Genomic DNA, 26,948 nt, shown 5'->3' on the forward strand with positions numbered 1-26,948 from the left:
TTGACTTGCGGCGGACAATAACCAGATCGAAGGCACCGGTCGCCGAAATGGGGCCGGCGGAACCAGGGAGCGCCAGCTCTTTGGCGCTCCTCGTATCTATATTGCTCGATGGAGGATGTAGCTATGAGAACCGCATTCGATTTTTCCCCGCTCTATCGGTCGAGCATCGGCTTCGATCGCGTCTTCAACCTGCTGGAAAATGCTCCGCAGGCCTTCGACGCCTGGCCGCCCTATGACATCGCGCGCAGCGGCGAGAACAATTACCGCGTCACCATCGCCGTAGCCGGGTTTTCCGAGGACGACCTCGAGATCACCCACGAGCCGAACCTCCTGATCGTCTCCGGCCGGTACCAGGATCCGGACAACGCGGAGTATCTGCATCGTGGCCTCGCCGCGCGGCCCTTTACCCGCCGTTTCGAGCTTGCCGATCACGTCAAGGTAGCAGGCGCCTCGCTCGACAACGGTCTGCTCAGCATCGATCTGGTACGTGAGGTGCCGGAGGAGATGAAGCCTCGGCGCATCGCCATCGCGACCGACGCCGCCGCGCCGAAGACCGGGCCGAAGGTCGCGCAGGTCGAAGCAAACAAGCAGGCCGCCTGAACGCACCAGTCGAGAAAGGAGACTATGCAATGGCTATTCGTGATCTCATTTCCTGGGGCCGGGAGAACAATCAGGTCCCCAGCCTCTATCGCGACGGCGATCGCGATCCCTTCGTGACGCTGCATCGCGAAATGAACCGCCTGTTCGACGAGGCGTTCCGCGGCTTCGACACGCGGCTGCCGTCGCTCGGTGGCCTCTCCGCTGCCCGCGCCAGCTGGCCGAGCGTCGAAATCTCCGATGGCGAAAAGGAGATTCGCGTCACCGCCGAGATCCCCGGCATGGACGAGAAGGACATCGAGCTGCTGCTCGATGACGGCGTGCTGACGCTGCGCGGCGAGAAGCGTGAAGAGACCGAGGACAAGGACAGGCAGTTCTCCGAACGCTTCTACGGCCGTTTCGAGCGGCGTATCCCGCTCGGCTACGAAGTCGACGAAGACAAGGTGAACGCCGCGTTCCAGAACGGCGTGCTCAGCCTGACGCTGCCGAAGCCGGAGCGCGCTCAGGCTAAGGCCAAGCGCATCGCCATCGGCAAGACCTGACAGCTCGCAGGGCGACGCCCCCTTCTGTCCGCCGGTTGCGGCTGACAGAAGGGGGCAAATGTCGATGACCCGTTCTCCCGACGCTCCGGTTCCGCCAGATCAAGCGCAGCAGGCCCTGCAATGCCTGACCACCGAGCATTTCGTGCTGCAAAACGCCCGCGCGGCGACCATTCAGGAAGCCAACCAGCGAGCCGATCTGTTCCTGACCTCGGTCTCGAGCGCAACGATTGCCTTGTCCTTCGTCGCGCAGGTCACGGAGATGGGCAGGCCGTTCATCCTGTTCAGCCTGATCTTGCTGCCTTGCCTTTTCTTCATCGGCCTGGTCACCTTCGTGCGCGCTGTGCAGGTTGCCATCGAGGACATGGTGCATGCCCGCGGCATGGCCCGGATCCGCCACTATTTCGTCGAGCTGGCGCCGGCCGTGCAAAAATACCTTGTCAATTCCACGCATGACGGTCCCTCGGCGGTGCTGGTCGACAAGGGCCTCAGACCTTCGCCGCTGCAATATTTCATGACCACCGCGGGGATGGTAGGCACGATCAATGGCGCCATCGCCGGCGTCTTCACCGGCATCGTTGTAAAGTCCGCGTTTGGCGGGGGCATGACGCCCGGCGTGATTTGCGGGCTGCTGGTCTTCGCCATATGCATTCTCATCCTGCGGCGTTTCCATAGTCGCGCCTGGGCGGCGGCCGAACAAAGTTTGCTCACTGTGTTCCCGGGCGACAGTGGCGACAGCGGAAGCTAACGCCGACCCAACCGGATATCGAAAAGTGGTGGGCGCCGCCCTTGCGTCTTGTGCGCCAATTGACCATCCTCGCTGACGTTAGTTGCACCGCGGCCGGGGGGTTCCGCACATGCCGACACTTTATGCGCTGAAACCGGCCTTCCAGGCTAGGCTGCGGCCGCTTGCCGACAGCCTGGCCGGGGCCGGCATCACCGCCAACCAGATCACGCTGCTGGCCGCTGCCCTCTCGCTCGCCACCGGCCTGGTGGTGGCAGCCCTTGTCGGCCACCGTGCGATCTTCCTGCTGATGCCGCTCGTGCTGTTTATGCGAATGGCGCTGAATGCCATCGACGGAATGCTCGCAAGGGAACATGGCCAGGCCTCGAAGCTCGGCATGTATCTCAACGAGCTCTGCGATGTCGTCTCCGATCTCGCTTTGATCCTGGCCTTTGCCGTCATTTTTCCTGCCTGGGGCGTCGTCGCATTTGCTATCGCGGCGGTGATTGCGGAATTCGCCGGTGTGCTCGGCATCGCAGCCGGAACCGGGCGCAACTATGCCGGCCCGTTCGGCAAAAGTGACCGCGCGCTGGCGCTTGGCATTCTTGCCGTGCTCGTCGCCTGCGGCGTGTGGATCGAGGCGGCCGCGCCCTTTGTGTTTCCGGCCATGGCTACACTCTCGCTGGTGACCGCCATCAACCGGATACGCAGCGGCCTTAACGGGAGCGGCAGTTGAATTCCGGTCTCGCCAAGGGGCCGACCTCGCCAGGGGATGAAAACATGCTTCACCAACAGAAGATTGCCGCCGTGGCTCCGGCCAATGTCGAGCGGGTGGCGCAGGAGCGCAGCTTCAAGAGCCATGACGGCACCGAGATCTTTTACCGCTACTGGCCGGCGCTGTCGGAAAACCGCAAGGGCGCCATCCTGCTGTTCCATCGCGGCCACGAGCATGGCGGCCGCATGGCGCATCTCATCGACGAGCTCCAGATGCCCGACCACGCCTTCTATGCCTGGGACGCGCGCGGTAATGGCCGCTCCGCCGGCGAACGCGGCTATGCGCCGTCGTTTGCCGCGCTGGTGCGCGACATCGATTGCTTCGTGCGCGCGATCGGCAGTGACGGTTTTGGCCAGCGCGACATTGCGCTGATTGCGCAATCCTTCGGCGCCGTGCTTGCTGCCGCCTGGGTGCATGACTATGCGCCCGACATTCGCGCCCTGGTGCTGGCCTCGCCGGCCTTCTCGGTCAAGCTCTACGTCCCCTTCGCCAAGCAAGGCATTGCGTTCTGGCAGAAGATCAAGGGCCGCTTCTTCGTCAATTCCTACGTCAAGGCGAAATTCCTGACGCATGATCCTGAGCGCATCGCATCCTTCGACGCCGATCCGCTGATCACGCGGCCGATCGCCTCCAACATCCTGGTCGAGCTCTACGACCACGCCGCGCGCATCGTCGCCGACGCCCGCGCCATCACCGTGCCGACACAGGTTCTGGTCTCCGGCAGCGACTGGGTAGTGCGGCATGGACCGCAGCACGCGTTTTTCGTCAATCTGGCGAGCCCGGCCAAGGAGCGGCATGTGCTGCCCGGCTTCTTCCACGACACGCTGGGCGAGCGCGACCGCCACAAGGCACTCGACCTGATCAGGCCTTTCCTGGAAAAGCAATTCGCGGCGCCGGAAAAGCCGATCGACCTGACCGAGGCCGACCACGCCGGCTACACGCGCGACGAGGCCGACCGGCTGGCCTCGCCGCTGCCGCTGCTGTCGCCCAGGGGCCTCTATTGGGCAATGAGCCGCGCCTCGATCCGCATGGGCGCCTGGCTGTCGTCGGGCATGAATACCGGAATCGCCACCGGCTTCGATTCCGGCTCGACACTCGATTATGTCTACGAAAATGAGGCGCGGGGCATCAGCCCCGTCGGCCGCATGATCGACCGGACCTTTCTCGATGCCATCGGCTGGCGCGGCATCCGCCAGCGCAAGCTGCATCTCGAAGAGCTGATCGGCCGCGCTGCCGCCACGCTCAGGGCCGCCGGCCGACCGATCCATATCGTCGACATCGCCGCCGGTCATGGCCGCTATGTGCTCGACGCTGTGCAGAAATGCGCCGAGCCGCCGGCGAGCGTGCGGCTGCAGGATTTCTCCGAGCTCAATGTCTCGCTCGGCCGCAAGCTGATCGCCGAGCGCAAGCTGCCGGCGAGCGTCTCGTTCCATCAAGGTGACGCCTTCGACGCCACGATGCTGGCCGGGCTCGACCCGGCGCCGGATCTCGCCATCGTCTCGGGGCTCTACGAATTGTTTTCCGACAATGCCATGATCGCCCGCTCGCTCGGCGGACTGGCCATCGCCATGCAGCCGGGAAGCCTGCTCGTCTACACCAACCAGCCCTGGCATCCGCAGCTCGAGATGATCGCGCGCAGCCTGACCTCGCATCGCGGCGGCCAGGCCTGGGTGATGCGTCGGCGCACGCAGGCCGAGATGGACCAGCTGGTGACAGCCGCCGGTTTCGAGAAACTCGACCAGCGCATCGACCAGTGGGGTATCTTCACCGTTTCGGTCGCACGGCGCGTCTGAGCATGGACTTGCCTGCCTCTGCCTTGCCTCGCGATGCCCCTGCCCTTCCGGCGTTGCCGCGTGAGCCTTATGCCGGGATGGTCCTGCGCGCCGCCCTGTGGCTGGCATTTCTGGCGCCGTTCTTCTACGCGACCTACGGTTTCGCCAACTGGCTGGCGTCGCAGCGCGACGATGTCGGCAGCATCGTCTTCGGCTGGGAGCGCGGCATCCCATTCCTCGCCTGGACGATCGTGCCATACTGGTCGATAAACCTGTTCTACGGCGTGTCGCTGCTGTTGAACAATTCAAAGAGCGGCGTCGACCGCCTCGCCGGCCGCTATCTCACGGCGCAGATCGTCGCCGTCGCCTGCTTCATCCTGTTCCCGCTGACGGCGACCTTCGTGCGCCCCGCGACAAGCGGCCTGCCCGGTTTCATGTTCGCCGTACTCGGCGGCTTTGACAAACCCTTCAACCAGGCGCCGTCGCTGCACATCGCGCTGCTGGTCATCATCTGGGATCATTGGCGTCACAGATTGACCGGCATCGCCGGCGTCGCCTGGCATGTCTGGTGTTTCCTGATCGGCGCCTCGGTGCTGACGACGTGGCAGCACCATTTCATCGACATTCCGACCGGCGCGCTGCTCGGCCTTTTCGCCCTGTGGCTGTTTCCGCGCGACGGCGAGCTGCCGTTCGCCGGCTTCCGCCCGACTGCTGACCCGAAAGCGCGGCGGCTGGCACTGTTCTATGCGCTTGGCGCAACCCTTGCGCTGGCTGGCGCCGCTGCCGGCGCGTTGGTCTCGGCCCTGTGGCTCATCCTGTTGTGGCCGGCACTGGCGCTGGCCATTGTCGCTTTCACTTATGCCGGCGCCGGCGCCAGGGTGTTCCAGAAAACAACCGATGGCCGCGTGTCGCTGGCCAGCCATCTCCTGCTTTGGCCCTACCGGGTTGGCGCCAAGGTCAATGTGTGGGCGTGGACGCGAAAGCTTCCGGCGAAAATCATCATTGCCGACGGCGTTTGCCTCGGCCGCTTTCCGACCGCCGCCGAGGCCGACGCTTTCGGCACGGTGATCGACCTTGCCGGCGAATTGGAAAGACCGCGCGGCGCCTCGATCCGCTGGGTGAGCGTGGCCATGGTCGATCTATTGCCGCCATCGCCGGAGGCGCGTGCGCAAGCGGTGGCGGCGATCGAGACGGCGCGGGGCCAGGACACCGTGCTGGTCTGCTGCGCGCTTGGCTTCCAGCGCAGCGCCGCCGTTGTCGCCGACTGGCTGGTCGCCAGCGGCCGGGCCGACACGCCGGATCAGGCGCGAGGCAAGCTCGCCGCTGCGGGCCGGCCTGTGCATCTTGGCGTGGACGCGCCGGCATGACCGCCTATCGTGACAGCGCCGAAGCCTTCGCTGCCGGGCTGATGGTGCAGGTGGCATGGCCGCTGCTGCTGGTGGCTGCTGCCCTGCTGGCGGCGCCGGTCATCGGCCTGGCGGCCGCGCCGCAAACATCATCGCTGTCGGCAGCGGCCTGGCTGATCACCGCGGCGAGTGCCGTGGCCACGCTTATTCTCTCGGCCCTGCTTTTGTTCGATGCCCTGCTGTTCCGGCTGATGGCCAGCCACGCCAGCGAGGCAGGCGGCGGTGCCGCGATCGACGATGTGCTGGCGCGCATGCGGCTGAAACCCACGGCTGCCGGCGGCCGCTCGCTCGACCAGCGGATAGCGGGCACGCGCCGCCTGCTAGCCAAGCAGCGCATCGCGTTCGGCCTGTTCGCGGCCACCTCGGTCATCGCGGCATTCCTTTGAGCCCGTCCATGACAAAGCTTCGCCTTCGCGCCAACACTTGTACCCTGCTGCAGACCGTGACCTCGGTCGGCCTGTCGGCGCTGGCCTGGGCGGTCACCGGCGTGCGGCCGATCTGGAACGGCAGCCAGCCGTCGGACCGGCAGCGCATCTACTTCGCCAATCACGCCAGCCACGGCGATTTCATCCTGCTGTCGGCCTGCCTCAGCGAGAAGGAACGCGCCCGTACCCATGCGGTGGCGGCCGCCGATTATTGGGGCAAGACGCGGCTGCGCCGTTTCATTGCCGAGGACATGCTGTCTTCCGTGCTGATCCACAGGCAGTGGACGGATGAAACGCAGCACCCGATCTCGATCATGCTGTCGGTGCTCGACCAGGGCCATTCGCTGATCCTGTTTCCCGAAGGCACGCGCAACATGACCGACGAACCGCTGTTGCCGTTCCGCTCCGGCCTCTACAATCTGTCGATGGCGCGGCCCGATGTCGAACTCATCCCGTGCTGGATCGAGAACATGTCCCGGGTGCTGCCCAAGGGGCAATTCGTGCCGGTGCCGCTGCTTTGCCGCGTCGTCTTCGGCGCGCCGATCGCCATTCAACCGGGTGAGGAGCGCCGTGCCTTTCTCGACCGCGCCCGCGAAACGCTGCTAGCGCTGAACCCCCGGCCGCAACGAGACGATTGAGGACCAGGGTAAAATGCTCCCGATGATGCACGAAACCCTCATTCTGATCGTCGGCCTGCTTTGCGTATTGATCACCGCAAGCGTCGTCGCCGGCGTGTTGTCATGGCGCGCGCCGAAGCCGCTATCGCCGACGCTGGTCAACCTCACCCAGCGCATCAATGCCTGGTGGGTTATGGTGGTGGCGATCACTGTCGCCTTCTTCTTCGGCCGCACCGGCATGACCATCCTGTTCGCGCTGATTTCCTTCGCCGCCCTGCGCGAATTCGTGACGCTGACACACAGCCGCCGCAGCGACCACTGGGTGCTGCTCGGCATGTTCGGCATCGTCATCCCGTTCCAGTACTGGCTGGTGTGGACCGCCTGGTACGGTCTCTTCACCATCTTCATCCCGGTCTACTGCTTCCTGCTGATGCCGGCGATCACAGCACTGCACGGCGACACCGAACGCTTTCTCGAGCGGGTCTCGGCGCAGCAATGGGCCGTGATGATCTCGGTCTACTGCGTCAGCCACGTGCCGGCGCTGCTGACGCTCGAGGTGCCCGGTTTCGAAGGCCGCAACCTGTTGCTGATCGCCTTCCTGATCATCACCGTGCAAGGCAGCGACGTGCTGCAATACATCTTCGGAAAACTGTTCGGCCGCCATCTCCTGGCGCCGACGGTCTCGCCGTCGAAGACCTGGGAGGGACTGGTCGGCGGGCTGGCGGCGTCGAGCCTGCTCGGCGCGCTGCTGTCGTTCCTGACGCCGTTTTCGCCGCTGCAGGCAGCCGGCGTCGCTCTGGTCGCCTGCCTGATGGGATTTTTCGGCGGGCTGGTCGCCTCCGCCATCAAGCGCGATCAAGGCGTCAAGGACTGGGGTCACCTGATCGAAGGCCATGGCGGCATGATGGACCGTGCCGACAGCCTGGTCTTCGCCGCCCCGGTCTTCTTCCATACCGTGCGCTATTTCTGGACGGTGTGAAGGATACGCGCCGTTCGTCGCGGTTCCGTTCGGACGGTTCAGCGCGACCCTTGCGAAGACACCTGATCCGCTTCGTTATTACCGTTTTCGCGAAAACGGTAATAACAACACCACCTGCCGCCGTCCTTGGCCGCGCTCATTTTGCCGCGGCGAGCGGCTCTTTCTTGCGTGCAGGCGCCAGACGGCGCATGCGGCGTTTGGCGGCGATCTTCAGCGCCACCGGCGGATTGCTGGACAACGCGCCGAGCACCGCGCCGACCATGCCGTGTGCGACGAAATCGGCGTTGATCTCATTGGCCAATTTGGCGGCTGCTTCCTGGTTGTCGCTGTCGGGTTCCGACCACAACACGATACCCACCCGCAACCTTGGTTTGGCGCGTTTCAGCCGACGGACCAGGAACCGGCCGTGCTTGACGGAATCCCGGTTCAAAAATCCGACGACGACGGTATCGACGGCGTCGAGCTCAAGGCGGCGAATGCTCCCCGGTTCCATATCGGCGAAGCTCGCTCTCAACACCGTGGCGCCCTGGACTTCGAGCACCTGTGCCAGCATGGCGGCAGCGGCGTCGTCAAGTTCGCCGCGCCCTCCGGCGCACAGCACCGACATGCCCGTGCCATCCGGCAGTTCGGTGTCGTCCCCGCCCTGAACCTCTTTGTCCTCGCGTGAGCCGCTGTCCGCGGCCGCGGCCGTGTCGTCCTCTTCCGCCTCCTCCTGCGCGCTGTCGCCGAGGTTCGCCACCATCGTCAGCGCGCTGCCTGCGACCTGCTGTCTTTGCTCATCGCTCAGCACACCACGCACACGGTCCTGCTCCCCCAGCAGAAGTGCGGGAATCGCGACCTTGTCATAGAACTCGACCAGATATTCTTCCTCCAGCATCTCCTCGGCATGGTCGGTCGCTTCCTCGGGATCGCCGGCCAGTAGCCGCTGGTAAAGCCGGGCGTGCGGTTCAAGCACCGGTTCGTTGCCGAACAGAACGTCGAGGAATTCGAACTGCGGCACATGTCGACCGAGCACGACGAGGCAGACCGTGAGCGGCGTCGATAGAACCAGGCCCAATGGGCCCCAGAGCCAGGTCCAGAAGATCGCCGCAACGATGATGGCCAATGGCGACAGCCCGGTGCGCGAGCCGTAGAGCCAGGGTTCGATCACGTTGCCGGTGATCAGTTCCACGACCACGAAAAGCCCGGCGGTCCATAGCACGAGCGACCAGCCGGGCGCCACGGCCAGTGCCAGGAACAGAGGCAGCAGCGTCGCGATGACCGGGCCGATATAGGGAACGAAGCGCAGCGCCAGCGCCAGCAAACCCCACAGCAATGGATTGGGTATGCCCAGCAGCCAAAGTCCGATTGCAATCGGGACGGCATAGACGATGTTCACGACCAATTGCATGAGCAGATAGCGGCCGACGCGCTTGCCGGCATCCTGCAGCGCCTCGGTGGTTCGATGCAGATCGCCGTAGCCGACGAGGCGTATGAAGCGATCGCGCAGGTCCTCCCGCTCGAGCAGCATGAATATGACGACCACGATGATCAGCCCGGCCGATGCCAGCGGGCTCAGCAGCGGGCCGATCAGATTCTGGAGAACCTCAAGCGGTCGTTCGCGCGCGACGATTTCGACCGGGATCGGCTCCCGCGGAGGCTGATCGGCGGAGGGTTGTGCAGGTTCGGGTCTGTCAAGTTCCTGGCCGACGCGTTCGATCACCCGGCTCAATCTGGAAATGATGCCGCCGCCGACGCCGGTTTCCTTGAGCGACCGGACCTTGGTCAGGATATTCGCCTGGTAAAGCGGAATGTTCTGCGCCAGTTCACTGACCTGCGTGGCGACGATGAAGGAGAACAGAGCCAGCACCGTGAATGCGCCGAGCACACTGGCGATCACGGCAGGAAGACGCGGAATGCCGGCTCGCTTGAGTGCCGACACCATGGGCACGAGCGCAAAGGTAAGCAGCAGCGCGATTGCGATCGGCAGAAAGACCTCGCGCCCGAAATAGAGCGCCGCGACGGCCGTCACGACCGACGCTACGCTGGGCAACGATGTGCGCGGAAGCGCCCTGGCCGCGGAAACAATGCCCGCCCGCCGGGGCTCCGACAGGTGCGCGTCGTTTCGACGATTTGCCGCCACTTGATACCTCCGCCCCGCCGTCGCCATGATCGGGCATATTGAGCCGGCGTGCAACTTCGCAGCGTCTCACCCAGCTGGACGCCGATTACCCTGGTCGGCAGCGCGGCAAAATTCAGTCATGGTAGAATTTTTTGCATTAATGACGTCACGGGCAATCCTGTTCCATGTCTGCGCCAGAACGTGGAACTTTTGGGTCAAAACACCGTTCCTTCGTAGATCGCTGATGGACAACCTCAAAGCAGCAGCTCAGGAGGAATGATCATGAACATCAAGACGCTTTGCATGGGCGCGATGGCGCTTTCGATGATGACCGGCGCAGCGCTTGCCGGCGCTGCCACTGGCACCTCGGCGCTCGACGATCCGCAGAAAATGTCGCCCTTCTTCACCGATGCCGGCATGAAGACCATGAAGTCGCAGGCCGAATTCAAGACCGCATGGATGGCCATGTCCAAAGAGGACCAGGCGATGATGATGAAGGAATGCGGCGACGAGGCCATTGCCAAGGAGCATGACGATTTCTGCAAGATGACCAAGCAACTCGGCGGTGCCAACTAGGCACGTCGGTTCAGCACAATCGCAGTGGCGGGCAGAGATGCCCGCCATCTTCGTTTTGGGACCTTCGGTTCAGTCGGGCGCAAGCGTCAATCGCACTATTCGGCGTCAGCCGATCCTGACGACGAAGTGCTTGGTCACCGGCTCGATGATCTTCCACGTCCCCTTGAAATCGGCTTCCACCACGAAAGCATCGCCGGGGCCGACTTCGACAGGCGCGCCGCCATCGGGCGTGATGACGATGCGGCCCGATATCATGTGGACGAACTCATAGTCGCTATAGGTCGCGTGATAGGTGCCGGGGGTGGCCTGCCAGGTGCCCGACATGACCTTGCCGTCCTCGGTAATATGCTGGACGGCGGTCTTCATGGTCGGGTGGGCTTCGACCACGATCCACCCCGCGAGATCGCCGGCCTCGGCGTTTTCGACGGCGCCGAATTTGAGGATGGTCTTGTCTGTCATGGTCGGCTCCGTCTTGAATTGTGCCGGGATGGCTGCCGGTCCATAGCTGATGCACCTGGCCTCGGCAACGCGGGTGCCCGATCGCATTTGGTATTGGCGGACGGCCCGCTTGAGCCAGCAGGCTTGACCTTGTCGCCGACCGTGGGATAGGCCGGGACTGGCCCGACCACCTCCCCACCGAGGCCCTACGAAAGACTGACATGACGGACGCGATCGTAAGAGACAGCAATGGCACCGAGCTGCACGAGGGCGACTCCGTAACCCTGATCAAGGATCTCAAGGTCAAAGGCACGTCGGAGACGATCAAGCGCGGCACGCTGGTGAAGAACATTCGCCTCACCGGCAATCCCGGCGAGATCGAATGCAGCACCAGGCAGGTGAAGGGCCTAGTGCTGAAGACCGAGTTTTTGAAAAAGGCTTGATTGCCTCGGCACCCTTTGTTTTGCCCTCATATGAAACGCTCTCGTGAGTGAATCGCCCTTGTGAGGAGATGGAGGAGCCGTCGCCCTCCCCCTATGTTGCACCGCGTTAGATTTGTTGCATTGCAATATCGGGGTATCGGGTCGAGCTTCTGCGAGGTGGGCATTCCTTGCACGAGGTGACTGTGTCGGCATCATTTCGGCCTGACATCGAAGGGCTGCGCGCGCTGGCGGTGGCGGGTGTCATCGCCTTCCATTTTGGTCTCTCCGGTCTGCCCGGCGGCTTTGCCGGCGTCGACATCTTTTTCGTCATCTCCGGCTATCTGATCACCCGGCACCTGGTTACGGAAATCACCGAGACCGGACGGCTGAACCTCTGGCGCTTCTACGCCCGGCGCGCCCGGCGCCTGTTGCCGGCGGCACTGTTCGTCATCCTCGCCACGCTGTTCGCGGGTTACTTCATCCTGTCGCCGGAGGAGCAGGCGCTCTATTCGAAAGGCGCCATGTTTGCCTCCGCCTACATGATCAACCTCTGGCTGATCCGCTGGTCGTTTGACTATTTCGCCGCCGATGCCACCAATAACCCGTTCATCCACTTCTGGTCGCTCTCGGTCGAGGAACAGTTCTACCTGGCATGGCCAGCGCTGCTTTTGTTGGCCGCATGGCTGCGTCCCCGCAGGCGCACGGCTATCGTCGTGATCGGCGTCGCCGGCGTGGCCTCCTTCGCCGCCTGCGCCTGGCTGACGGAAGTGTCGCAGCCCTGGGCCTTCTATTTCTCGCCGCTCAGGGCCTGGGAATTCGCCGCCGGCGGCCTCGCGACCATGGTGCCGGCAAAGATCTGGCGCGACCGCCCGCTGCTGGCCACACTGCAGGCATGCCTCGGCTTGGCGCTGATCGCCTGGGCCTATTTGATGTTGGACGAAGACTCCCCCTTCCCCGGGGTGAATGCGCTTGCGCCTGTCGCCGGCACCGTGCTGCTGCTGCTCAGCGGCAGCGGCCGCAACCTGCCGAGCGCCGTGCTGGCGCTGTCGCCCCTGCAATGGCTGGGCCGGCTTTCCTATTCGCTTTACCTCTGGCACTGGCCGGTCATCGTCTATGCCGCGATGGTGGTTCCCAACCTGTCCACGCTTGACCGCCTTGCCTGCGCGGCGCTGACGCTGGTTCTGTCGATGTTCACCTATCATTTCATCGAGAACCCGATCCGCCGCAACGGCTGGCTGATGGCCGGAGCGGCGCGGGCGCTGGTGCCCGCGGCTGCGCTGACCGGCGCCGGCGTGGTCGCGGCCTACGGCAACGCGCGCTTTGCCGAGCACAATCTCAGCCCAGAACAGCACATTATCGCCGACAGCGCCGCCCAGCTCTCTACCGTGCGCGCGAGCGACGGCGGCTGCGTGCTCGATTTCGAGACCGTCAAACCGAGGCCTTGCATGTTCGGCCAGAAGGATGCCCAGCGCTCGGTCGTGCTGTTCGGCGACTCGCATGCCGACCATTGGTCGACGCCGCTGATCAAGGCGGCCGAGAAGAACAATTTCCGGGTCGTCACCTTTCTCAAATCCTCCTGCCGGGCTTCGCGGGTGACGACCTGGAACTGGCGGCTGAAGCGCGACTACACCGAGTGCGACCAATGGCGCGAGCAGTCGGTCAAGGACATCATCGCGCTCCATCCGCAACTGGTGGTGATCTCGGAATTCTCGATCGGCAATGTGATGAAGGAATCGCCCGAGGAGTTGAAGCACGCCAATTGGGAGGAGCAGTGGCGGACGGGTCTCACCTGGACGCTTCGAGCGTTCAGCCAGGCCGGCATCAAGGTCGCGGTCATCAGGGACGTGCCTTACAATGCAAGCTACGCCGACAAATGCGTGGCGCGGGCGCTGTGGCGGGGCCAGACGCCGGCGACATGCGACACGCCGAGGATCATGGCGGCAAACGACGACATCGCAACGATCGAGCGCGATATCGTGCGCTCGACACCGAACGCCAGCTATATCGACATGACCGATCGGTTTTGCGATCAGACCACCTGCCACGTCTTCATCGACGGCAAGCTTGCCTTCCGCGACCGCCACCACCTGGCGACGCCCTTCGCCGAGACGCTGGAGCCGGCGGTGGAGCGGGCGCTGTTTTCGGATGTGATGGCGGCGGCTGTGAAGTAACGGCGGCGGCAGCCTTTCCCACCGAAATCCTTCAGGCGGGATTTGGTGCCACCTTGACCGACGCGGGCTCCCTCGCCAAGCAACCATGCGGGGGGTCAGCTAAGGATAAGACCCGCGAGGAAAACGGTAAAGAGAAGCGACAGCGGAACTGCAAGAAGGCAGCACAGCTCCAGAGAATTGGCTCGCCAATAAGTCATTGGGCGCTTTTCCATGTTGGTCTCCTCCCTCAACGGCCAGACCGGGACGGCAGTTCCGCTTAAATGTGAGGTCGTCATTCGCGCCGCTCATATGCGATCGGCGCGAACCTCATTCCGCTTCCTAGTCATCCATCGTGCACGCGCCAGATGTGTCGCCCACGCCCGGAAAGCCCTCTCTGGCTCCTGCTCCGGGTCAATGTGCAGCACGATGCGGGCGACCTCACGCCAATCGGTCCCCTCCGCCGAAGCATCGAGCAGCCGGATATAAGTAAGCATACGATCCTCGTCATACCCGGTCGGCACCGAAGATGTCGGCGCCGCGTTCGCGATATGAAGGTTTGGCAGTGGCTTTAGCATTGCGACCTACCAGCAATGGCGCACCGTAGCAGCCTATGGAGACGCCAGCGCCCTTTGATCGGAGGATGCGGCGATCGAGATTCGCCTCGACAGTCGACAAATGCGGGCCTCAGGCGGGAGTTCACCGCCCAGGAGGGGTCACGCCTCGTTACATCGCGATCGGGTCGACGCAATCTTGAGGTATTTTAGTGGAACCTAATTTAATCGGCGCAATTATGCGTGCGTGAGAAAGGATGAAATCCAGACTGTCACTGAAAGCTGGCTATCGGGAGATCGGCTGGCCGATGATCCAGTGATTGCCGTCGATCTGGCCGAACGGATATTACAGGCAGCCGAAAACGACAGGATTGTCTGCATCGTCGTGGCAGCGGAGCATCCGGAAACCGAGCGCATCGAGAAAGCAGAGCCTCAGGAGACCAGAATTACGGCAGGTTTCGTCCGAGACTTTGAAGTGATGCTGCTTGTTCTTTATGCGGCCTACGCTCTCATTGTGCTGGGTGCGACGGCTTTCGTTTTGCTGGAATTGGGCCATATTCTGTAGGCAAACGTCGGCAACGCGACGGCGCCCGATTGTCGCTGCTTGACGGGATACATACGGCGCGGACCACAACCCGCATGAGGCTTGGAAGGAGGGGCCACGTTGCGCCGGCGGCCCCACCCTGGCGCACCGCCAGAGGCGTTTTCGCCCCGCTGGCGCTAATTTAGGGCTCTCGGTTCGTGGCATCTTGCAAATTTGTGGAACGAGGCTGCCCCTCAAGGGTTTTTCTATTAGAGGGACGTTAAAGAAGGAGGTAGCTATGAAGAAGCTCCTGCTTGCCTCGGTGATCGCCATCGCCTCGGCGGCTTCCGTGATTGGCCCGGCGAATGCCGGCGGCAGCGTCACGATCGGCATCGGCAACGGCTATGACGACGACTATTATTATCGCCACCATCGGTATTCCGATTACGACGATGAGTACGTTCCCCGTTACCGCTATGATGTCTACGACGAGGACTACAGGCCGCGCTACCGGTACCACCGGCGCTGCTACACCGAAGTCGTCAAGCACTGGCGTCATCACCAGCGGGTTATCGAAAGAATCCGTGTCTGCCGTCGTTGACGGATCGATCCGGCCGGTAGTGCCGGCCGGATCGGCGGGGCTCCTCACCTCGGCTTGCGCATCAGCATCATGCCGTAATGCACAGCCAATATGTCGAGCCCGATCTTGAGTAGCTTCACCACCACGTCGCGCGGCTCGCCGGCCAGTTCGGCCAGGCTCTTGACCGTTGCGTCGGCACAGCAGACCTTTTGCACGATGCCGGCGATCTCCCAGTGGGCAAGCGCCTTGGTGGCCTGGGCATGGTCGCGGCCGGCGGACAGGATGTGTTCTGCGACGCCGCTGCCGGTGCGGCCGCCGTCGACGCGCTCGGCCCAGGCCATCGGCTTGGCGGTTGCCTCGGACGAGTTGCGGAAATCCTGGCGGTAGCGCATGCCTGCCTCGCGCTGCTGGCGCGACAACGAGGTGAGGCCGGTCAGCGGGTCGACATTGCGCACCCGCACGATGCCGCCGGTCGCGGTGTGGCCGTCATTGGAAACCTCATAGAGGCGCGCCGCCTCCTGCGTTCCTTTGGCCAGCCGCTTGCGGCCGAACCGGTCCTCCTTCAGCGCGAAATCATGGCCGATCTCCTTGCGGATGCGCACCTGCTCGGCCTCGCCCTTCGGCAATCGCGGCAGCCTGGCTTTGGCTTTTTGCGCGGTTTTGTTGCTCATCGGCTCGGTCCTCCTGGTTTTCTGTCGTCGGGCTCTGGCGAATTTCCGTCATCCAGCGGGGCTCAAATCGCTTCGGCCGGCAGCGTGCGTAGGAAGCGCGCCGCGTGATAGGCGCAGTAGCTTTTCGAAGGCTTTGTGCGCAGCCCGCAGCACAGCATGTCCAAACCGGGGCGACTGCCGGGGGCATCGTTTTCGGCATCCTCCTGCAGCGTCGTGTCGAGCGGCGCGCGGCAGCGGTCGAACAGGCAATCGATGAAGCGCATGGCGACGAAATGTGGCTGGCGGCCGCCGGCGGCGATCGGGCGCGGCGCCGGCATTTCGAGCGGCTCGCCATCGGACCCGGTGATCCGAGTCGAACCCGGCTGCCAGGCCGGCGGCGCCAGCCTGGCTGACAGCCTTGCCGGGCGGCAGTGATGCTCGGCCGGTACCGCCCCTGCTTGGCCGGCGGGATTCGGCGGCTCTGGCGCCGATTTTCCATGCCGGCCGCCACACCAGCCTTTGGATCTGGAAAGGCCGATGGCGCGCAGACGGGCGGTGCGGTGGACGATGCCGATGATGGCCGCGCGCGAGGCCGGGCGGCCGCGCAGCGCACTCAGCCGGGTGGCGATCTTCGCGGCCGACAGCCCGCTCATCAACCAGTTCTCGATTTGTTCCAATTCGGAGGCGGAATAGCGGGCGGCCATGATGTTTTATTCCCTGCAAGGGTGGTTGTGTGCGGCGCCGGCTTCGCCGGCTCTCAGGCTCGAAAGCCGATCAGCCTTCGCGTGGCCTGCTACGATCGAGCTTCATCTCGGCCGCCTGCCTAGTTGCGCCGGACACTGCCTTGCCGGTCCGCTTGTCTAAGGCGATGACCGTGCCGTCTACGGTGCGGATCCAGGAAACCTCGGCATCCGCGTTGCTGGTCGACGGGTAATTCGTGGCCGGAGCCGTGAGGGGAACGGCTCCGGCCGTTTCGGCCGCTTGCGCTGCCGGATCCGAGGCGCGAGCCTCGGGCATCGTCCCGGCCGGGGAGGAGGACAGCCGCGACGGAGGGGAAAGGTTTGGCACATGCATGGCCTTGGCGATCGGTTGCGCTACCGCCTCCAGGCGAGCGCTGCCGGCGCGCTGAAGGGCGGATTCGAGGACCGAAAGCTGGTGAAGCGACTTGTGCATGACCGTATAAGAGCATAACTCAAACAGTAATACAAGCGATTCTTGCATAGACGAAACCGAATCTTATGCCTCAGATGGAGCCATGGTGAAAACTGCACTGTCGGTCAAGGTCGGGGCGGCGATCCGCCGGGCGCGCAAGCAGCGCGGTCTGGTGATGCGCCACATTGCCGAGCACAACGACACCGATGTCGCTGCCGTCGGCAATTGGGAAACCGGGCGCAACCTGCCCAAGACCGAGAACCTTTTGAAGACCGCCGCCTTCCTGCGCGTCGACCCGGTGGCGCTCGGCAAGGGCGAGGTCGTCTTCCTCGAAGATTCCGGGCCGGTCGCCGATGCCGAGATCGTCACCGATCCCGGCCCCCTGCCCGCCGGGCCGATGGATATCCAGCTTCTCGGCACCGCCGTCGGCGGCGACGATGGCGACTTCACCTTCAACGGCCAGCCGGCCGGCTATGTCCAGCGGCCGCCTGGGATCCGGCATCTGCGCAACGTGTTTGCGCTGCACGTGCTGAGCGATTCGATGGTGCCGCGCTACGAGCCCGGCGAGATGATCTATTGCGGCGGCCGCGAGGCCGTGCCCGGCGACCATGTGGTGATCGAGACGCTGCCCGAGGAGAACGAGCACAACGGCAAGGCCTTCATCAAGAAGCTGGTCAAGCGCACCGCCGCCGAACTGATCGTCGAGCAATACAACCCGCCCAAGACGCTGACCTTCAACCGCTACGCGATCAAGAACGTCTTCCGCGTCATCCCGCTCAAGGAATTGCTGGGGTATTGACGCGGCGCTGGCGCGCGCCCTTCTCCCCTTGTGGGAGAAGGTGGATCGGCGCGCAGCGCCGAGCCGGATGAGGGGTGTTGGAAGAAATGAGGTGTTAAAAATATTCGAACGATTCTAAATCCTTACGTCTTCAACTCCGCGATCCGTCCAACACCCCTCATCCGACCGAGCTTCGCTCGGCCGCCTTCTCCCACAAGGAGAGAAGGAAGAACACCGCCCCTCCCCTTCAAGCCCGCCTCGATTGCTCCGGCTCGCGGCCATTGAGCATCCGCGCCTCGGCCAGGGCCCGCTGCCGGTCGTCGATGAAGGCTGCCTGGATCGAAACGGCGGCGCCCGGCAGGCCGTCGGCCCGGCAGGCCTTGCAGATCAGGCGCCCCGAAAGTGCCGCCAGCGGCGTCTCCGGCCTCACCCCATGCCGCTTGAGCTCGGCCGGCTTCCACCACCTGTTGCGGCCGCAATCGATGCACTCGACGGCAATCGAGACAACATCGGCGATCGTCGCTTCCTTGCCTGCTAATGCCATAGCCATCCCCATCTTTGTTCCTGCTTTGTTCGCAACATTATCGGTTTTCGGAGCGGAGTCGAGTCGGTTCCGCTTACATTGACGTGAAAGTTTCACTTGTCATATTATTTGAGTTATGCTTATATCGATGTGCGAGCTGGAATCGGCGCGAGCAACAGAACTGCGGCCGCTCCGTCGGCCGGCAGCAAGGGAACGACGATGGACCCAGCCCAGTTCGCCCATGCCTGCGGCTATACTGGCGACAGCCCGGCCATGCTCGCCGCCTTCGCGGCCATCCGCCAGGACGGCATTCGCAAGGCGCGCCAGGGCCATCGCCGGCGCAAGGCGGCGATCGACCGGATGAAGCCGAGCCGCGCTTTGTTCCTGGTGGCGATCCGCCCGGCGCAGTCGGCCGAGGAAGCGATCGAGGACGCCGCCCGCTTCCTGTCGATATTCCGCAACATGCCGCGCTGGCGGCAGGAAAGGCGCGGCGCCGACCTCGCCCGGGCCAGGCAGCAGCGCCTCTTCGCCCGCTTCTTCCGCCGCTACGGCCACCGCCTTTGGGCGCTGGAGGCGGCGTAGCGTTGGCCGGGAACCAGCCACCTCGTTTTCACTGAAAGCTCGGCGGGACAGCGCCCCCTCTGTCCCGCCGAGCTTGCTTGCATCAGACGCTGGCGTTCGCTTGCGACTCAAGTGGGACATTGCGATCGCCGACACCGCGCCGTATGTCTCCACGTGATGAGCGAGATCGAATTCCGTCGCGCGCAAGCGCCCGACCTGCCGGCGATCGTTGCAATGCTTGCCGACGACATCCTCGGCGCGGGCCGGGAAGACCCGTCCACGCCGCTCGCGCCTTCCTATCTCGATGCCTTCAGGGCGATCGATGCCGACCCCGACCAGTTGTTGGCCGTGGCTGTCGAGGCCGGGCAAGTGATCGGCACCCTGCAACTCAGCTTCACTCCCGGCATTTCGAGGAAAGGCGCCTGGCGCGGGCAGATCGAAGGCGTTCGCGTCGCCCGGCAATGGCGCTCCCGCGGCATCGGCAAGCTGATGGTCGAATGGGCGGTTGAAACGTGCCGCTCGCGCGACTGCAGCTTCATTCAGCTCACCACGGACAAGGAACGACGGGAGGCGCACGCATTCTACGAGCGCCTCGGTTTCACCGCCAGCCATCTCGGCTACAAGATGGCGCTGTAGGTCAGCATTTCATCGCATGCAGCGCCAACTGCTCTTCTTCGCCGGCCCACTGATGGAGCATTGACAAGCCGGCCTTCCGCCCTGCTCCATCCGCTCCATGATTTACGACCGACGCTGGCTTGAAGCAGCCTTTCGCGCAAAGCCCCGGCAGAAGTTCCTGTTCTTCTGGGGCCATGAGCCGTCCAAGGACGGCCGCATAGCCGCATCGTGCTTCAGCCAGTGGTGGCATGCGCCCTTTATCGTCGATGGCCTGAGCTATCCGACTGCGGAACATTGGATGATGGCTGAGAAGGCACGTCTGTTCGGTGATGCTCAGGCGGCAACGCAAATCCTCAAGGCGGCGAGCCCCAAGCAGGCAAAGCAGCTTGGCCGGCAGGTGAGCGGCTTCGATGGGGCCAAATGGGATGCCGACAAATACCGCATCGTCGCCGAAGGGAGCTTTCAGAAATTCCGGCAGAACGCGGCGCTGCGCGAATATCTGCTGTCGACGCATGACAAGGTGCTGGTCGAGGCAAGCCCTGTCGACCGGGTGTGGGGCATCGGCCTTGCGGCGGATGACGAGAGGGTCGCGAACCCGCTGCTGTGGCGCGGCGAGAACCTGTTGGGATTCGCGCTGATGCAGGCCAGGGATCGGCTGCGCGGCTGAACAGACTGAGCGACGCGCATGCCGCGCGTCCGCCCGGCGTCTCGGTGGGCGGTAGCCTTTGCGCTGCTTGACAATCCGCCGGCAACGTTCTCTTTATGTTCCATTCAAAACTCTAGACAATGCGGCGTTTGAACCGCCGCGGGCGAACGGGCCGGATGGAAGCCAACATCCTCCACGCGGATCTGGATGCCTTCTATGCCTCGGTCGAACAATTGCTCGACCCGGCTCTGCGCGGCAAGCCGATCGCCGTCGGCGGCGGCGTTGTGCTGGCGGCCTCCTATGAAGCCAAGGCCTTCGGCGTACGCGGCGGCATGCCGGGGCGGCGTGCGCGGGAGCTCTGCCCCGGGCTGATTTTCGTCGGCGGCCATTTCAAGGACTATCAGCGGCTGGGCGATGCGGCCATCAAGGTGCTCGGCGATTTCACGCCTGTGGTCGAGCGGATTTCCATCGACGAGGCCTTTGCCGACGTCGCCGGCTGCACCCACCTGTTCGGCTCACCGGCCGAGATCGCCGGCAAGATCCGCCGCCGCGTGCGGGCCGAGCTCGGCCTGCCGATCTCGGTCGGCGTGGCGCGCACCAAGCATCTGGCCAAGATCGCCTCACAGGTCGCCAAGCCCGACGGGCTGGTGGTGGTCGATCCGCGCGACGAGCTGGAATTCCTCCACGATCTGCCGGTCGAGCTAATGTGGGGTGTCGGTCCGGTCACCAGGGAGCGGCTGGCCGGCATCGGCGTCAACACCATCGGCGAGCTGGCGAAGACCAACGGTGGGGCGCTGGAGCGCCTGCTCGGGCCGGCGGCCGGAGAAAAACTCAACGCGCTGGCGTGGAACCGCGATCCGCGCAAGCTCGAGACGCAGCGCCGGGCGCGCTCGGCCGGCGCGCAATCGGCGCTCGGCCGAAAACCCGCCGACGAGGAAGTCTTCGTGCCGGCGCTGCTGCATCTGGCCGACAGGGTCGCCACCAGATTGCGGGCGAAATCCCGGCCCGGCCGCACCGTGACGGTTCGCGTCCGCTTTGCCGATCTGCGCTCGGTGACGCGCTCGATCACGCTCAACCAGCCGATTTCGGCAACCGCCATGCTGGCCGAGATAGCCGAGGCGCTGGTGCGCAAGGTGCTGGCCGACCATCCGCACGAAAAAACCATCTCGCTGCTGGCGATCGCCGTCTCGCACCTGGAAAAGCAGCCGGGCCTGCAGCTGGAACTGCCGCTCGGGCTGGACGACGACCGCCGCCGCCCCGGCACCAGGAAGGGCGCGGCGCGCTGGACCGCCGACCGCGCCATCGACAAGATCCGCGACCGCTTCGGCTGGGAGGCGGTCGGCTATGCCTCGGTCGCGCTCGGACTGTCACGGTCGGTTCCCGACGCCTTTCGCGAACTGGCCGAAAAGGAATTGTGAGGCGGCTTGGCCGGACCGATGCGATGCACTTTGCAACAGAAGCGATCGGTCGTCGTTCCTGCAAAAACGCGACGTTCGAGGCGGCCCTGGTCGTCAGACCAAAAGCGTTGCGCTGCCCCAGGCGATCAGGGCGATGCCGGCCGCCCGGCCAACCCACCGGCCTGCAGGAAACACCTTTTCAACCATCACCAGAATAGCGAGCCCGGCAACCCACACCAGATTCATTATGCCACCCACGAACAACAACGCCATCAGCATCCAGCAGCATCCGACGCAAAACGCCCCGTGCAGTGCGCCCAAACGCAGCGCGCCAAGTGCGTGGGGACGCCACTGGCGGGAAAGGAACGCCGTCGGTGTCCGGCAATGCGACAGGCAGGCGTTCTTGAGCGGCGAGAACTGATACAGGCCCGCGGCGATCAGGACGATGCCTGAAAGCCAGCGGCTCTGCGAACTCATCATCGTCGCGGTAACGAACGCCTCGCGTTCGAGCAGCCAATGCAACCCGGCTGCCGCGACGGAGAACCCCAGCCAGACCAGGAGGTAGCCTGCCATAAATACGCCGGTGGGCGCGAGCTTGTCCTGGATCTGATCCTGTGCGAGCGCATGGCGATGTACGCGCGCATAGAGCAGGATGGTCGGCGCGGCGCTCGGGGACATCATGGCGACCATCATGACCCACCACATGGCGATCATCAGCGCCCAGATCGCGGCCCCCCAGAGCCGCGGTTCCGTCGCCATGGCCATCGCGCTCATGTCCATGCCGGGCATGTCGGAGGTCACGTCGGCAGTTTGCTGGTGGGGGAATAGCGCGAGCCTCGACATCTCCCACGCATTCATGCCGAGGCCTGCACCGGCGACGATATAAAGCCAGGTCAGCAGGCACAGCGCCACCACTCCCGCAATCGTGAGGACGCGGTCGCGTCTGAGCAGGCGTTCAAGTGGCGACGCGCCGTCCATGCGACGCGTCAGGCTCGCACCACCCCGTGATTGTTGAGATGCAGCCGCGCGAACTGGCCGTAACTGTCCTTCGTGTTCACCTGAACCGGCCCGCTGGTTGTGCTCGAGGCACTACCGATCTCGGCGACCGCATATTCGAAGCCGTTCGGCAACACGATCTGAGCGCGCGAGTCCGCGCCCGTCACCTTGTTGCGGATCGGTTCACCTACCGTTTCGATGTAGTCCTTAACGAAGATGCGGCCCCTGCGGCCGTCGATATCGAGGTCGAGATCGATCTTCGTGAAAACCGGATCATTCATTTTCGTCACGGTTGAGGCGTAGACGGCGAACATCGTCGCGAACGGGTCGGTGTCCTGGCCGGTCATGATGCGCAGCAGCGCTTGACGCTGCCGGTCTGTTGCGTTCTCGTCGACGAAAGCGATGGCTTCGCCGTTGCCTTCGTGGATCGCGCCAGGCCATTTGAAGATCGCAGCGATCCGGAGGCCATCGAGACCGGTCTCGCCATGATGCCCCTCATCGATCTGGATGCCGGCAACGGCATGGCAATGGCCTTTGTCGGGCAGCGCATTGAATTGACAGTTGCAGCCATATTCGCAGGTGCAATTGACGAGTTCGCGTCCCTTGATTTCCCAAGATGTCATGCTGTCCTCCCTGATCTTGAAATATTAGACCATCATCATACACCTGCGCCGGCCGCACCGCCATCCTGTCGCGTCAAGAGACGGCAGGCCAACGCAGTTTCTCGCCGAAATTCGGTGAACATCCGCCCTGGAGATGGCGAGGCCGATATCGGAACGGCAGAAATTGGGTCGGAACGGGCCTTTCCGACCGCAACCCGCGAAGGTCCGGAAATGCCCCCAGAAGCGGGCGTTCGGCAGCGATCCGAGCAGCAACGATTTTGGCAGGACCGGAAATCGGCATGGAATGCTGCAATCATCATCATGTCCCGTCCAAGTTGTGGACAGTTCCTTCTCAAAGGCGCACTCTTAGCGTGCGAAACGCAAGCTAGCGTTTCGTGCAATGCTTCACATGCTTGACTTGCGTCGGTGATTGTCTGACCTATCCGGATACTTCCGGGTGGGCAGCCTCACATTGTGTCGTCTATCCGTGATCAGGCTGCGGCCTAAGGCACGTTGCAGCCCGTTCCGGATCAACTGGGAGGTAAACAACATGCCTGATTTTCAGCGCAGAGAACTTCTTGTTCAAGGAAGCGCGGCTCTTGCCGCAATTGCTGCTCTCTATACCTCGCGTCGGGCTTACGCCTTTCCAACACGGCCGAGCGAGGAAGTTATTCCGTGGCTGGATCAGCCGACCAAAAATCCCGATCCGGTGGGTATCCAGAAGCAGCTTGTCTGGGAGGATTTGGACAGCTGGATAACGCCAAACGACAAGTTCTTCAGCATCTCGCATTTCAACCGACCAACGATCGACGAGAAGACATGGTCGATGGAGATCGGAGGCTTGGTCAAGAAGCCCTTGGAGTTAACGCTCGCCGACATCAGGGCGCGACCGCGGCAGGAGGTCGTTTTCACAGTGGAATGCTCGGGCAACCACGGGTTTCCCTTTTTCACCGGCGGCATCGGCAATGCTCGCTGGGCAGGGACGCCGCTCGCCCCGATCCTCGAGGAAGCCGGTGTTCTGGAGAAGGGCATCGAGGTCGTCTTTTTCGGTACCGACACAGGCGAGGTCCCGATACGCGACGTCAAGATGCAGCAGAATTTCGCTCGTAGCATGTCGCTCGCCGACGCGATGAACCCCGACAATCTCCTCTGCTATGAAATGAATGGAGCCGCCTTGCCAGCGCCCAATGGCTTCCCGGTACGGCTCATTGCTCCAGGCTGGTACGGGATCGCCAACGTCAAGTGGCTAAAGCGCATCGAGGTTCGCGATACGCGGTTCATGAGCCTTCTGATGGCCCGTGACTATGTCACCATCCGGGAGGAGGACCACAACGGCGAGACCGTATGGGCCGAGACTTCAGTCGGGCGAGCGCTGATAAAGTCCGCGCCTGCGAAGGTTACCCGGAAAGACTCGGATTACCGCATCGTCGGGGCAGCCTGGGGGGCGCCGATCGACCGGGTCGAAGTGCAAATCGATCAGGGGCCTTGGGCACCAGCGACCATTGACCACGGTGAGGAGGCAGAACACGCCTGGAAGATTTGGTCCCTGGCTTGGGCAAATCCCTCTCCTGGAGAACACACGGTGACCTCGCGCGCGGTCAGCACCACGGGACAAATTCAACCGGCGATGGACGATCCCTTGATTGCCAAGAAACACACATACTGGGAAAGCAATGGCCAGGTGACGCGCCGCGTGCGTATCGGCTAGCGCATTTTGCAGCCAAATGGAATCATTTGGCGTCCGCATAAATGCGGCAAAACAGATAGTAGAGCGAGTTACCGGGTCCAAGAGAACCGGAACCGCTCTAAGAACTTGCTGCCATGTGGCAATTGCGTCTGGGTTACCCAGGAGGAGGCTGCCTGATCCGAAAGCTGGCGCCGCTCGCATGACGGGTGTGGGCCGTAGATCCTCTTCGCGACGATACCGCTCCCGAAATCGGAAGCGGAGCCCCTCAGCTTGGGGATCGAGGCGATGGCAGACTTGTCCGGTAGCGCAACCTTGGCTATGTCGCCTTCGCGCGTCATTTCCGCACCATTTCCAGCGCTCTCCTCACCTCTCCACGGCCCTGATTTCCGCATCGACCAGGCACCACGGTGCATAGCGGAAGTCGCGGATCTGGATGATTTCATCGCCCGCCCATTCAACCAGCACGAAGCCGCGCACGGTGCCGTCGGCCGCCTGCGGGTCGCGGATGAGGATGGCCGGCCTGCCGTCGACGAAGCCGAGCGACAATGCCCAGTCGCTGATACGATCGTAATTGCCGAAATAGGTCGACGCCTGGGCCTTGCCGCGCAGGCGGACGCGGTTGACGACATCGAGCCGGACGTCCTCTGCGATCAGTGCCCTGACCGCGTCGAAGTCGCGCGCGTTGAACAGGTCGACATAGCGCCGCAGCCGGCGCTCGTCATCGGCGTCGAGCCTCGGCGCGAGCGCCTGCTCGGGCTGCAGCGCCAGCAGCTTGAGCTGCGCCCGCCCGCGATGCAGCGCGGCCTTGGTGGCGGCGAGCGTCGCGCCGGTCACTTCGCAGGTCTCGTGCAGGCTGAGGCCGAGCACGTCGACCAGGATCACGGCACTGCGCTGCGGCACCGAAAGCTGCATGAAGGAGCGCAGGCCGGTCTGGGCGGCGAGCCGGCTGTCGGCGCTGCCGGAGGGATCCTCGATGACGCTCATGTCGGCCTCGGTCATGCGCGACCTTTCCCGATTGCGCCGCCGCAGATGATCCTGCGCGGCATTGTGGGCGATGCGAAACAGCCATTGCTCCGGCCGTTCGACCATGGCGCCGCCGTCGATCGCCTGCAGCGCCTTGATCAGCACCTCCTGGACGATATCCTCGCCGTCGATCACCGAGCCGGCCATGCGCGCGCAGTAGCGATGCAGCCTTGGCCGCAACCCGACGAGCATCGCCTCCAAAGTCGCCCTGTTCATTTTCGGCGTAGCGTCCCATTTCTGCGCGAGCGGCATGGCAGGCGCTACCCGGCTTCCTGATCCGCCAGCATACGGTAATTGCCGATGACTTTGACAGGCGATCGCATTGCCGGGGTCGAACGGCGTTCGGCGTGGTTTTCCGCAAACGCCTTGAAGGCGGCAAGCCCGGTCAGCGCCGACGAATCGCCGTCCTGGCCGACGATGTGGACGAACGAGCCGTCGTCCAGCTCGAGCACGAGATAGCGCACCGTCGGCGGTGCCGCCTCGCCCAGTGCTTCGAACACTTTTTCGACCAGCGCGCGGTTATCTTCCAGGTCGGCTTGGTTCACACCGTATCGAATGAGTGCGTAGTTCATCGTCGTCTCCTGACTGGTTGGTATGAACGAAGGACGACCGGCTGCGCTGAAAAGATTCTCATTACCGAAGAATCTTTTCGGTTGCCCGCATCGTCATTCCCGCGTGGGCGGCTGCGCGGCAGCCATCAAGCAGGAGCGACGATCATGCATATCCAGTTTGCCGAGCTTCCGGTATTCGACCAGGACCGCGCCAAGGCGTTCTACACCAGGCATCTCGCCTGTCAGGTGCTGGCCGACCAGAAGATGGGCGATGGCGGCTGGCGCTGGATCGAGCTGGCATTTCCGCATGCCGTGACGAACCTGCATTTCATCAGACGCACCGACGACGCCCCCGGCGCGGAGCCCGTATTGGTGCTGGTCGACGAAAATGTCGGAGCAATGAGCGCGGCGTTGAAGGCGGGCGGCGTCGAAATCATCACCGAACCGCATGAGGCGCCGTGGCAGCCGGGGCGCACGGTGGCAGAGTTTCGCGACAGCGAAGGCAACCGCATGGTCCTCGCCAGCCGATAAGCCACCGGAGCTCTCTGTCCGGCGGGGCGTCCTACCTAAGTCCTACCTTCGGCCGGACCAT

At 63.7% G+C, this 26,948-nt stretch carries 32 protein-coding genes; 21 read left to right on the forward strand and 11 right to left on the reverse strand.

The features are described 5' to 3' along the window. Positions 1-123 precede the first annotated feature (123 nt). The 9 genes from NKI85_RS19170 (at position 124) to NKI85_RS19210 (ending at position 7,834) form a co-directional block, all read left to right on the forward strand. The gene (locus NKI85_RS19170; protein WP_352777450.1) at positions 124-600 is read left to right on the forward strand and encodes an Hsp20 family protein; all 477 of its coding nucleotides are present in this window, start codon (positions 124-126) and stop codon (positions 598-600) included. Between the two features lie 29 nt (positions 601-629). Next, positions 630-1,139: an Hsp20/alpha crystallin family protein gene (locus tag NKI85_RS19175; protein WP_352777452.1), complete on the forward strand. Its 510-nt coding sequence runs from the start codon at positions 630-632 to the stop codon at positions 1,137-1,139. A gap of 64 nt (positions 1,140-1,203) precedes the next feature. Continuing rightward, positions 1,204-1,884, forward strand: coding sequence for a hypothetical protein (locus NKI85_RS19180; protein WP_352524041.1), 681 nt, complete (start codon positions 1,204-1,206; stop codon positions 1,882-1,884). Between the two features lie 109 nt (positions 1,885-1,993). Continuing rightward, positions 1,994-2,596, forward strand: a complete 603-nt coding sequence (locus NKI85_RS19185) for a CDP-alcohol phosphatidyltransferase family protein (protein ID WP_352524039.1) — start codon at positions 1,994-1,996, stop codon at positions 2,594-2,596. A 44-nt stretch (positions 2,597-2,640) separates the two neighbouring features. Then, a complete protein-coding gene (locus tag NKI85_RS19190; RefSeq protein ID WP_352524037.1) occupies positions 2,641-4,428 on the forward strand; it encodes a bifunctional alpha/beta hydrolase/class I SAM-dependent methyltransferase in 1,788 nt (595 codons plus the stop codon). 2 nt (positions 4,429-4,430) lie between these two features. Next, a complete protein-coding gene (locus NKI85_RS19195; protein ID WP_352524035.1) occupies positions 4,431-5,774 on the forward strand; it encodes a phosphatase PAP2/dual specificity phosphatase family protein in 1,344 nt (447 codons plus the stop codon). Further along, the gene (locus NKI85_RS19200) at positions 5,771-6,199 is read left to right on the forward strand and encodes a hypothetical protein (RefSeq protein WP_352524033.1); all 429 of its coding nucleotides are present in this window, start codon (positions 5,771-5,773) and stop codon (positions 6,197-6,199) included. Before NKI85_RS19195 ends, NKI85_RS19200 begins: the two co-directional genes overlap by 4 nt. Before the next feature lie 8 nt (positions 6,200-6,207). Beyond that, positions 6,208-6,876 carry a lysophospholipid acyltransferase family protein gene (locus NKI85_RS19205; protein ID WP_352524032.1) on the forward strand — a complete coding sequence of 223 codons (669 nt, stop codon included), beginning with the start codon at positions 6,208-6,210 and terminating at the stop codon, positions 6,874-6,876. Positions 6,877-6,898: 22 nt separating this feature from the next. Next, positions 6,899-7,834 carry a phosphatidate cytidylyltransferase gene (locus NKI85_RS19210; protein ID WP_352524206.1) on the forward strand — a complete coding sequence of 312 codons (936 nt, stop codon included), beginning with the start codon at positions 6,899-6,901 and terminating at the stop codon, positions 7,832-7,834. Between the two features lie 136 nt (positions 7,835-7,970). On the opposite strand, the gene NKI85_RS19215 is transcribed toward NKI85_RS19210, so the two are convergent. Then, entirely contained in the window at positions 7,971-9,983 is a 2,013-nt protein-coding gene (locus tag NKI85_RS19215; protein WP_352524031.1) for an AI-2E family transporter, read from the reverse strand. A 234-nt stretch (positions 9,984-10,217) separates the two neighbouring features. Here NKI85_RS19215 and NKI85_RS19220 point away from each other — a divergent pair, with 234 nt between their 5' ends. Continuing rightward, positions 10,218-10,511: a hypothetical protein gene (locus NKI85_RS19220; RefSeq protein WP_352524029.1), complete on the forward strand. Its 294-nt coding sequence runs from the start codon at positions 10,218-10,220 to the stop codon at positions 10,509-10,511. Between the two features lie 105 nt (positions 10,512-10,616). On the opposite strand, the gene NKI85_RS19225 is transcribed toward NKI85_RS19220, so the two are convergent. After that, complete coding sequence (locus tag NKI85_RS19225) at positions 10,617-10,970, reverse strand: cupin domain-containing protein (RefSeq protein WP_352524027.1); 354 nt, start codon at positions 10,968-10,970, stop codon at positions 10,617-10,619. A gap of 200 nt (positions 10,971-11,170) precedes the next feature. Here NKI85_RS19225 and NKI85_RS19230 point away from each other — a divergent pair, with 200 nt between their 5' ends. Both NKI85_RS19230 and NKI85_RS19235 read left to right on the forward strand, forming a co-directional pair. Next, positions 11,171-11,392, forward strand: coding sequence for an alkylphosphonate utilization protein (locus tag NKI85_RS19230; protein ID WP_352524026.1), 222 nt, complete (start codon positions 11,171-11,173; stop codon positions 11,390-11,392). Between the two features lie 182 nt (positions 11,393-11,574). Continuing rightward, positions 11,575-13,542, forward strand: a complete 1,968-nt coding sequence (locus NKI85_RS19235) for an acyltransferase family protein (RefSeq protein WP_352524025.1) — start codon at positions 11,575-11,577, stop codon at positions 13,540-13,542. Between the two features lie 284 nt (positions 13,543-13,826). Here the strand turns inward: NKI85_RS19235 and NKI85_RS19240 are convergent, their stop codons facing one another. After that, positions 13,827-14,096 (reverse strand): DUF2285 domain-containing protein, encoded by a 270-nt coding sequence (locus NKI85_RS19240; protein WP_352524024.1) that lies wholly within the window; start codon positions 14,094-14,096, stop codon positions 13,827-13,829. A gap of 223 nt (positions 14,097-14,319) precedes the next feature. On the opposite strand from NKI85_RS19240, the gene NKI85_RS19245 reads away from it, so the two are divergent. Together NKI85_RS19245 and NKI85_RS19250 are read left to right on the forward strand one after the other, a co-directional pair. Beyond that, positions 14,320-14,637: a hypothetical protein gene (locus NKI85_RS19245; RefSeq protein WP_352524023.1), complete on the forward strand. Its 318-nt coding sequence runs from the start codon at positions 14,320-14,322 to the stop codon at positions 14,635-14,637. A gap of 256 nt (positions 14,638-14,893) precedes the next feature. Next, a complete protein-coding gene (locus NKI85_RS19250; protein WP_352777458.1) occupies positions 14,894-15,196 on the forward strand; it encodes a hypothetical protein in 303 nt (100 codons plus the stop codon). A 44-nt stretch (positions 15,197-15,240) separates the two neighbouring features. Here the strand turns inward: NKI85_RS19250 and NKI85_RS19255 are convergent, their stop codons facing one another. The 3 genes from NKI85_RS19255 to NKI85_RS19265 all read right to left on the reverse strand — a co-directional run bounded on the left by NKI85_RS19255 (position 15,241) and on the right by NKI85_RS19265 (position 16,998). Then, positions 15,241-15,846 carry a DUF6456 domain-containing protein gene (locus tag NKI85_RS19255; protein WP_352524021.1) on the reverse strand — a complete coding sequence of 202 codons (606 nt, stop codon included), beginning with the start codon at positions 15,844-15,846 and terminating at the stop codon, positions 15,241-15,243. A gap of 62 nt (positions 15,847-15,908) precedes the next feature. Further along, positions 15,909-16,529, reverse strand: coding sequence for a GcrA cell cycle regulator (locus NKI85_RS19260; protein ID WP_352524020.1), 621 nt, complete (start codon positions 16,527-16,529; stop codon positions 15,909-15,911). A gap of 70 nt (positions 16,530-16,599) precedes the next feature. Further along, positions 16,600-16,998, reverse strand: coding sequence for a hypothetical protein (locus tag NKI85_RS19265; protein WP_352777462.1), 399 nt, complete (start codon positions 16,996-16,998; stop codon positions 16,600-16,602). 82 nt (positions 16,999-17,080) lie between these two features. Here NKI85_RS19265 and NKI85_RS19270 point away from each other — a divergent pair, with 82 nt between their 5' ends. Further along, positions 17,081-17,776, forward strand: coding sequence for an XRE family transcriptional regulator (locus NKI85_RS19270; protein WP_352524018.1), 696 nt, complete (start codon positions 17,081-17,083; stop codon positions 17,774-17,776). Between the two features lie 226 nt (positions 17,777-18,002). On the opposite strand, the gene NKI85_RS19275 is transcribed toward NKI85_RS19270, so the two are convergent. Further along, positions 18,003-18,305 carry a hypothetical protein gene (locus tag NKI85_RS19275; RefSeq protein WP_352524017.1) on the reverse strand — a complete coding sequence of 101 codons (303 nt, stop codon included), beginning with the start codon at positions 18,303-18,305 and terminating at the stop codon, positions 18,003-18,005. Between the two features lie 192 nt (positions 18,306-18,497). Here NKI85_RS19275 and NKI85_RS19280 point away from each other — a divergent pair, with 192 nt between their 5' ends. From NKI85_RS19280 to dinB, 4 genes are all read left to right on the forward strand, one after another. After that, on the forward strand, positions 18,498-18,860 hold the full coding sequence (locus tag NKI85_RS19280; RefSeq protein WP_352524016.1) for a hypothetical protein: 363 nt from the start codon (positions 18,498-18,500) through the stop codon (positions 18,858-18,860). Between the two features lie 156 nt (positions 18,861-19,016). After that, positions 19,017-19,475 (forward strand): GNAT family N-acetyltransferase, encoded by a 459-nt coding sequence (locus NKI85_RS19285; protein WP_352524015.1) that lies wholly within the window; start codon positions 19,017-19,019, stop codon positions 19,473-19,475. Positions 19,476-19,572: 97 nt separating this feature from the next. Continuing rightward, positions 19,573-20,121: a riboflavin biosynthesis intermediates N-glycosidase gene (gene ybiA, locus NKI85_RS19290; RefSeq protein WP_352524014.1), complete on the forward strand. Its 549-nt coding sequence runs from the start codon at positions 19,573-19,575 to the stop codon at positions 20,119-20,121. Between the two features lie 155 nt (positions 20,122-20,276). Continuing rightward, positions 20,277-21,518 (forward strand): DNA polymerase IV, encoded by a 1,242-nt coding sequence (gene dinB / locus NKI85_RS19295; RefSeq protein WP_352524013.1) that lies wholly within the window; start codon positions 20,277-20,279, stop codon positions 21,516-21,518. A gap of 93 nt (positions 21,519-21,611) precedes the next feature. Here the strand turns inward: dinB and NKI85_RS19300 are convergent, their stop codons facing one another. Both NKI85_RS19300 and NKI85_RS19305 read right to left on the reverse strand, forming a co-directional pair. After that, positions 21,612-22,475, reverse strand: coding sequence for a DUF2182 domain-containing protein (locus tag NKI85_RS19300; protein ID WP_352524012.1), 864 nt, complete (start codon positions 22,473-22,475; stop codon positions 21,612-21,614). Between the two features lie 8 nt (positions 22,476-22,483). Then, positions 22,484-23,116: a DUF1326 domain-containing protein gene (locus NKI85_RS19305; protein ID WP_352777467.1), complete on the reverse strand. Its 633-nt coding sequence runs from the start codon at positions 23,114-23,116 to the stop codon at positions 22,484-22,486. Positions 23,117-23,645: 529 nt separating this feature from the next. On the opposite strand from NKI85_RS19305, the gene NKI85_RS19310 reads away from it, so the two are divergent. Further along, positions 23,646-24,803: a sulfite oxidase gene (locus tag NKI85_RS19310; protein ID WP_352777469.1), complete on the forward strand. Its 1,158-nt coding sequence runs from the start codon at positions 23,646-23,648 to the stop codon at positions 24,801-24,803. A 342-nt stretch (positions 24,804-25,145) separates the two neighbouring features. Here the strand turns inward: NKI85_RS19310 and NKI85_RS19315 are convergent, their stop codons facing one another. Further along, positions 25,146-26,021, reverse strand: coding sequence for a sigma-70 family RNA polymerase sigma factor (locus tag NKI85_RS19315; RefSeq protein WP_352777472.1), 876 nt, complete (start codon positions 26,019-26,021; stop codon positions 25,146-25,148). Between the two features lie 44 nt (positions 26,022-26,065). Next, positions 26,066-26,377, reverse strand: a complete 312-nt coding sequence (locus NKI85_RS19320; protein ID WP_352524007.1) for a hypothetical protein — start codon at positions 26,375-26,377, stop codon at positions 26,066-26,068. Between the two features lie 144 nt (positions 26,378-26,521). Here NKI85_RS19320 and NKI85_RS19325 point away from each other — a divergent pair, with 144 nt between their 5' ends. Beyond that, positions 26,522-26,887, forward strand: coding sequence for a VOC family protein (locus NKI85_RS19325; protein WP_352524006.1), 366 nt, complete (start codon positions 26,522-26,524; stop codon positions 26,885-26,887). Positions 26,888-26,948 lie beyond the last annotated feature (61 nt).

The organism is Mesorhizobium sp. M0571, assembly GCF_040320985.1.
Lineage (GTDB): Bacteria > Pseudomonadota > Alphaproteobacteria > Rhizobiales > Rhizobiaceae > Mesorhizobium.